This is a genomic window from Mycobacterium sp. FW102-FHT13B02, from assembly GCF_058790275.1.
In genome coordinates this window covers 1-5,491 of sequence record NZ_JBYTCM010000051.1, presented here as the reverse complement: position 1 = coordinate 5,491, position 5,491 = coordinate 1, and the positions used below count along the sequence as shown (strand labels likewise).

General features: G+C 67.2%; 8 protein-coding genes. 3 read left to right on the top strand and 5 right to left on the bottom strand.

Annotated elements, in window-relative coordinates:
- Nucleotides 1-168: 168 nt before the first annotated feature.
- Genes AC3WTE_RS32330 through merA form a run of 5 tightly spaced genes read right to left on the bottom strand, consistent with a single transcriptional unit; the run spans nt 169 to nt 3,955 of the window.
- Complete coding sequence (locus AC3WTE_RS32330) at nt 169-1,017, bottom strand: cytochrome c biogenesis CcdA family protein (protein WP_005148659.1); 849 nt, start codon at nt 1,015-1,017, stop codon at nt 169-171.
- A complete protein-coding gene (locus tag AC3WTE_RS32325) occupies nt 1,014-1,514 on the bottom strand; it encodes a TlpA family protein disulfide reductase (protein ID WP_225433764.1) in 501 nt (166 codons plus the stop codon). The genes AC3WTE_RS32330 and AC3WTE_RS32325 overlap by 4 nt, the downstream gene beginning before the upstream one ends.
- Nucleotides 1,515-1,560: 46 nt before the next feature.
- A complete protein-coding gene (merT, locus tag AC3WTE_RS32320; protein WP_005148657.1) occupies nt 1,561-1,851 on the bottom strand; it encodes a mercuric ion transporter MerT in 291 nt (96 codons plus the stop codon).
- Nucleotides 1,852-1,883: 32 nt separating this feature from the next.
- Nucleotides 1,884-2,525, bottom strand: coding sequence for an organomercurial lyase MerB (gene merB / locus AC3WTE_RS32315; RefSeq protein WP_005148656.1), 642 nt, complete (start codon nt 2,523-2,525; stop codon nt 1,884-1,886).
- Between the two features lie 26 nt (nt 2,526-2,551).
- Nucleotides 2,552-3,955 carry a mercury(II) reductase gene (gene merA, locus AC3WTE_RS32310; protein WP_005148655.1) on the bottom strand — a complete coding sequence of 468 codons (1,404 nt, stop codon included), beginning with the start codon at nt 3,953-3,955 and terminating at the stop codon, nt 2,552-2,554.
- A gap of 56 nt (nt 3,956-4,011) precedes the next feature.
- Between merA and AC3WTE_RS32305 the strand changes: the two genes are divergently transcribed.
- The 3 genes from AC3WTE_RS32305 to AC3WTE_RS32295 all read left to right on the top strand — a co-directional run.
- The gene (locus AC3WTE_RS32305; protein WP_005148625.1) at nt 4,012-4,401 is read left to right on the top strand and encodes a heavy metal-responsive transcriptional regulator; all 390 of its coding nucleotides are present in this window, start codon (nt 4,012-4,014) and stop codon (nt 4,399-4,401) included.
- A 138-nt stretch (nt 4,402-4,539) separates the two neighbouring features.
- A complete protein-coding gene (locus tag AC3WTE_RS32300; protein WP_079481877.1) occupies nt 4,540-5,181 on the top strand; it encodes a cadmium resistance transporter in 642 nt (213 codons plus the stop codon).
- Nucleotides 5,182-5,231: 50 nt separating this feature from the next.
- Nucleotides 5,232-5,491 (top strand): hypothetical protein (locus AC3WTE_RS32295; protein WP_234711538.1); only part of this gene is annotated, 260 nt, incomplete at its 3' end.

The window sequence follows — 5,491 nt, the reverse complement described above, 5'->3', positions numbered from 1 at the left end:
CAGACGGCGCAGAACTGGCGTGTCGCGCTTAGGGGTCGGCAGTCTTGAATGTGCCTTATCAGTAAGGCACTTGTGGTGTGCATCTGACTGTGTCCGACGGTTGTATCTATCGGCTTTCTAATCGTTAGGGACAGTGGTATCTGGCTGGGTGTATCGGCCGGTGAATCATCACCGGCGGCGCTGCTTGCCGGTGATTGGCCGGCGGTGGGTGGTCCAGTACGCGGCCACCGCGCTGACCACCACAGCGAAGGCGGCAATGACGCTGGCCGGGAGGGCGTGGTCCTGCAGCCATCCGGTCGCGGTGGCCGACCAGCCGGTGAGCAGGTTGCCGCCGCTGGCGGTGTGCCCGGTGGCCGCGGGCAGCCAGTACCACGCGAGGTAGGCGCCGGTGGCGATGAGGACAACGGCGGTGACGCGGGTCCCGTGGCGGGCGAGGATACCCAGATGCCGGGTCAGGGCCGTGCCGGCGATGGCGGTGCCGACGCTGACCAGCATCAAGATGGTGGCGGCACCGGCTGTGTATGCGGTGAACACTGCCAGCAGACCGCCCCATCCGCTGGTGGCCTGGGCCTGGGCGATCACCGCGAGCAGTACCCCGAAGGTGCAGGACAGTGACGCCAGGGCGTAGCCGATTCCGGCCGCGAGCACACCACCGGCTGTTGGGGAGTCCGGCCGATGACGCGTCCGGGCAGGCATACGCAGACCGATGGTGCGGCCGGTGAGCATGAAGCCGCCCAAGATGGCCAGGGTGAGCCCGATCGTGATCCCGAGCCAGGGAGCAGCCGTCACCAGGGTCCGGGCACCGGCACTGATCGCGATACCGGCGAGGGTGAGGGTGCCGGTGAACCCGATGGTCAGGACGGCCCCGGTGCGCAGTGCCCGGGCCAGCCGCACGAGCACCGCATCGGTGCCGCCGGTGGCGATGGTGCCGGTGATCCACGCCGGTAGCAGCGCGAACCCGCAGGGGTTGACCGGGGCGAGCATGCCAGCGGTAAACGCGAGCGCGAGCAGGTTCACCGTGCGGCGCTGCTGCCGAGGGCGGCCAGGATCTGATCCTGGGACGGGGCGTGGCCGCGGTAGCTGATCTGCCCGGACGGGTCGATGACGAGGGCGGTGGTCGGCGCGGTCACCTGGTAGCGGCTGGTCAGGGCCCCGTTAGTATCGACGACCGCGGGCAGGCTGGTGCCGCCGATCTGGTCCAGGAAGTGGCGAACATCGGCGGGTTTCTCGGTGGGGACGATGTCGACGGCTAGGAACTTGGCGCTGCCTCCGGCTTTCTCCACGGCCGCCCGAGCAGCGGCCAGGGATTTACCGCCGCCGACGCATTCGCCGCACCCGTAGGAGAAGAACAGGATCGCGGTCGGGGCGGCAGCGGGCAGTTCGACGGTTTTGCCGTCCACCGTGGTCAGTGTCGCCGCCGTCGCCTGGGTTGTGGCGTTGGCGTGTGGCGGTGAGGTCGGATTGCTGGTTGTGGCCGATTGGCCGCACGCGGTCAGCGCGCCCGCTGCCAGCATCACAGCCGTAACGCCCGCCCACCTGTGGGGTGTAAACGAACGCGTTTCAGACATTGTCGATGCTTCCTTTCGTCAGGTCGTCGAGCGTGTGCGTCGCGGGTGAATGGCTGTCGGCGGGACAGCAGTGATCGCCGCGTTGACCGCGGCGGGCGAAGGCGACCACAGCCGCCAGCAGCAGCGCGACGGCTGCCCCGATGACCCATGGATTCTCGAGCAGTCCACACACGGCGGCGAGCGCGCCGCCGGCGATCAGGACTGGCGCGGCGCAACACAGGGCCGTCACCAGCACCGCTGCCGCACCCAGCAGCACGGGATTTCTTCGTGGACGTTGATTCATTGATTTCTCCTCATCAGGTTGGGTGCGGCTGGTCAGCTGCAGCAGCCGGGGTGGGCAGTTGGCGGGGTATGGAGCTGGGTAAGGATTTGTGTGGTCAGGGCTGCGCCGAGTTGGTGGGCCTCAGCGACGCTGACGATCTGACCTTCGGGGTGCTCGGCGAGCCACGGCGCGGCGTCCTGCGCGCAGGTGAAGTAGTGCACCTGGTTGCAGAATGAGGACCGGATCGAGGTGAGGTCGTCGGGGTTGACCAGCGAGACCACCGCGGTCTCGGGCTGCACGCTGGTGACACCGTTTTCGCCGACCGAGACCCTGATCGGGTGCCCGCTGACGGGTGATTCGGATTCGATGCTGGCGGGCCGGTCCAGGATGGTGGGAAAGATGAGGGTGTCCAGGGCGCACCAGGTGTAGAGCTCTTGGCCGGCCACGGTGAATCGGTGGCGGGTCGGGCGCAGGGTCAGGCCCTGGCCGACGATGCGGCCCTGCTCGTCGTATTCGGTGTCGGGTACCGCGGCCAGACGCCGGGTCACCTCGTCAACCGGGAGGCCGACGGCCGCGGCGAGCGCCTCCACGGTGACCGGCTCGCCGGCGGCGAGCAGCCGCAGCAACGGCACCAGCATCGTCGGGTCGAGCCCGGACTCTTCCGGAATGGTCAGGCGGTCAAGGAAATTGGGCATCAGGAACCTTTCGAGTGAGCCATGCGTCAGGATGCGCAGCAGGACAGTCGGGACATATCGGCGCTGAAGGACTGGGCGGCGATTTTGATGCCTTCGGCCATGGTCAGATACGGGGCCCAGGACCCGGCGACCTGGTCGACGGTCATCGCGGCGTCGAGGATGTAGACCGCGGCGGCGGCGATCTCGCCAGCATCCTTGGCGACGGCGGTGATGCCGTGGATGCGGCCGGTGCCGGCGTCGGCGACGAGTTTGATGAAACCGCGGGTGTCTCGGTTGACCACCGCACGCGGCACATGTTTTAGCGGCAGCACCCGGCAGTCGCACCGTGTCCCGGCGGCGAGGAGCTCGGCCTCGGTCGTCCCGGCCGCACCGACCGCGGGGCTGGTGAACGTCACGCGGGGCAGATGGCGGTAGTCGACCCTGCGGCCGGCGTCGGTGAAGATGTTGTCGGCGACCATCGCGCCGTGATGGGCGGCGACGTAGACGAACTCGCGGTGCCCGGTCACGTCGCCGGCCGCCCAGATCCGTGGGTTCGACGACTGCAGCCCGTCGCTCACCACGACCTCGTTGTTCTCGCCGGTTTTGACCTGCACCGCTTCGAGATTCAGGCCGTCGGTGTTCGGACGGCGGCCGGTGGCGACGAGGACTTTCGCGGCACGGAACTGCTGCGTTCCGCCGGTGATGGTCGCGGTGACCGTGACCTGATCGTCGGCCTGCTCGACCTCGCTCACCGTGGCGCGGCGCACCACCCGGATGCCGTCGTCGGCGAACACCTCCAGCAGCGCCATGCCGACTTCCGGCTCTTCCTTCGATGCCAGCGTGGAGCGGACCAGCACCGTCACCGTTGACCCGAGCCGGGCGAACAGTTGCGCCTGCTCCAACGCGACGTAGCCGCCGCCGATCACCAGCAGCGACTCCGGGACCTCGGTGACTTCCATCGCGGTGGTCGAGGTCAGGTAGGCGACGCCCTCGAATGCGGGCGGGATGACTGGGTTCGCGCCGGTGGCGATCAGGTAGTGCTCGGCCTCGATGGTGGCATCGCCGACCTCGATGACGGGCGCGTCCGGGGTTCCGGCGAACCGCGCTTGGCCCTGAATGCGCTGCCAGCCATACGATTCGGCCACGTTGAGGTACTTCTCTGAGCGCAGCGACTCCACCAGATCGTGCGTGCCGGCGATCAGGGCCGCCATGTCCACCGGGCCGGCCGTGGTGGCGATCCCCGGGAACCGGGCAGTGTCGGCTGCGGTATGCCGGGCCTCGGCCGCTGCGATCAGGGCCTTTGACGGCACGCAGCCGGTGTTGACACACGTGCCACCGAAGATGCCGCGCTCGATCATGACGACGGACTTGCCGAGCGCGGTAGCGCGGATCGCCGCGGCCATCGCCGCGCCGCCGGAACCGATGACCGCGAGGTCCAATCCCTGACTCATGCACCCATCCTTGACCTTCAAGTAGGCTTGAAGGTCAAGTGTTCTGAGGAGACATCGTGAGAATCGGGAAGCTCGCCGAGGCGACCGGGGCCACCACCGCGACGCTGCGCTACTACGAAGACGAAGGCCTGCTCCCGCCCGCCGAACGTTCCCCGGCGGGGTATCGCGACTATGCCGCCGACACGATCGCCCGGGTCGGCTTCATCCGACGGGGACAGGCCGCCGGGTTCAGCCTCGCCCAGATTCGGCAGATCCTCGACATCCGTGACAGCGGCCACGCGCCGTGCACGCACGTGCGCGACCTGCTCGACATCCGACTGACCGACCTCGACGAGCAGATCAGCGCACTGGTGGCACTGCGCGAGACCATCGCCCGGCTGCGGCAGGGCGCCGAAAGCGTCGACCCGGAATCATGCAGCGCCGATGACGTATGTCGATACCTCTAGGAGCCACCTCCGTGGCACCGGAGGCATGTATTTCGTCAAGTCCGTTGACCCCGGCAGTCGTCATGAATTTCCGCCCCACTGGAGGTCGTTGGTGCGCGGGAGCGCGGGGCCTGCTGAGCAGTAGGCTCACCCGATGCGGTGGGATTTCACTCGAAGCTGGTCGCATTGGCCGTGCTGAGCCCAGCCACACTCGTTCAGGCGATCGCCACCTTCGCCATCACCAATATCGACGACATCGTGGTCCTCGCGGTGATGTTCGGCCAGGCGCCCGGTCATCGTGGCGCAGCCATCCGAGTGACCGCCGGTCAGTACCTCGGCTTCACCGCCATCTTGGCAGTTTCGGTCGGCGGCGCACTCCTGGGTGCCACGCTGCTTCCTCCAGCCGCACTGCCGTACTTCGGGCTGCTGCCCATCGTGTTGGGGCTGCGGGCGGCATGGCTGGCCTGGCGGGATCGCCGCACCCAACCGGCGCCGACCGATGATCCCGCAACACTGTTGACGCCTGGCACCTGGCAGGTCGCAGTCATCACCTTCGCCAACGGCGGCGACAACATCGGCGTGTACGTTCCGATCTTCGCCGTCTCAACGATCGCCACCATCGGTGTTTACATCATCGTGTTCCTCATCGGTGTGGCCATCTGGTGCGCGGCCGGCCGATATTTCGCCTCCCACCCGATCATCGCCAAAGCACTCTCACGCTGGGGCCACATCGTTCTGCCCGTTGCACTGATCACAATCGGGGCCCTCATCCTCATCAAAGGCGGAGCGTTCGCCCTCTAGCTCGGAGCAACTTCACCACTCAGGGCCAGGAGGCGCTCCTGCATCGGCATGTGTTGGCGTTCAACCACTTTGGTGATGTCCCGGCCCGTATCCGCTATGACAATCTAAAACGGGCGGTGGCCAAGGTGCTCAAAGGCCGCAGCCGGCACCCGAACTACCAACACGAGCGAGCGCACCACAGAATCATGATCGTGTGTCACGAGAGACACGATCACAGTAGTTATACCGAAGACGTACCCGAGCCAACGGAATCGACAGGAGACCATTCCGGCTACCCTGCTGCGCTCGCAGCCGGGCGCGGAAGCAGGGT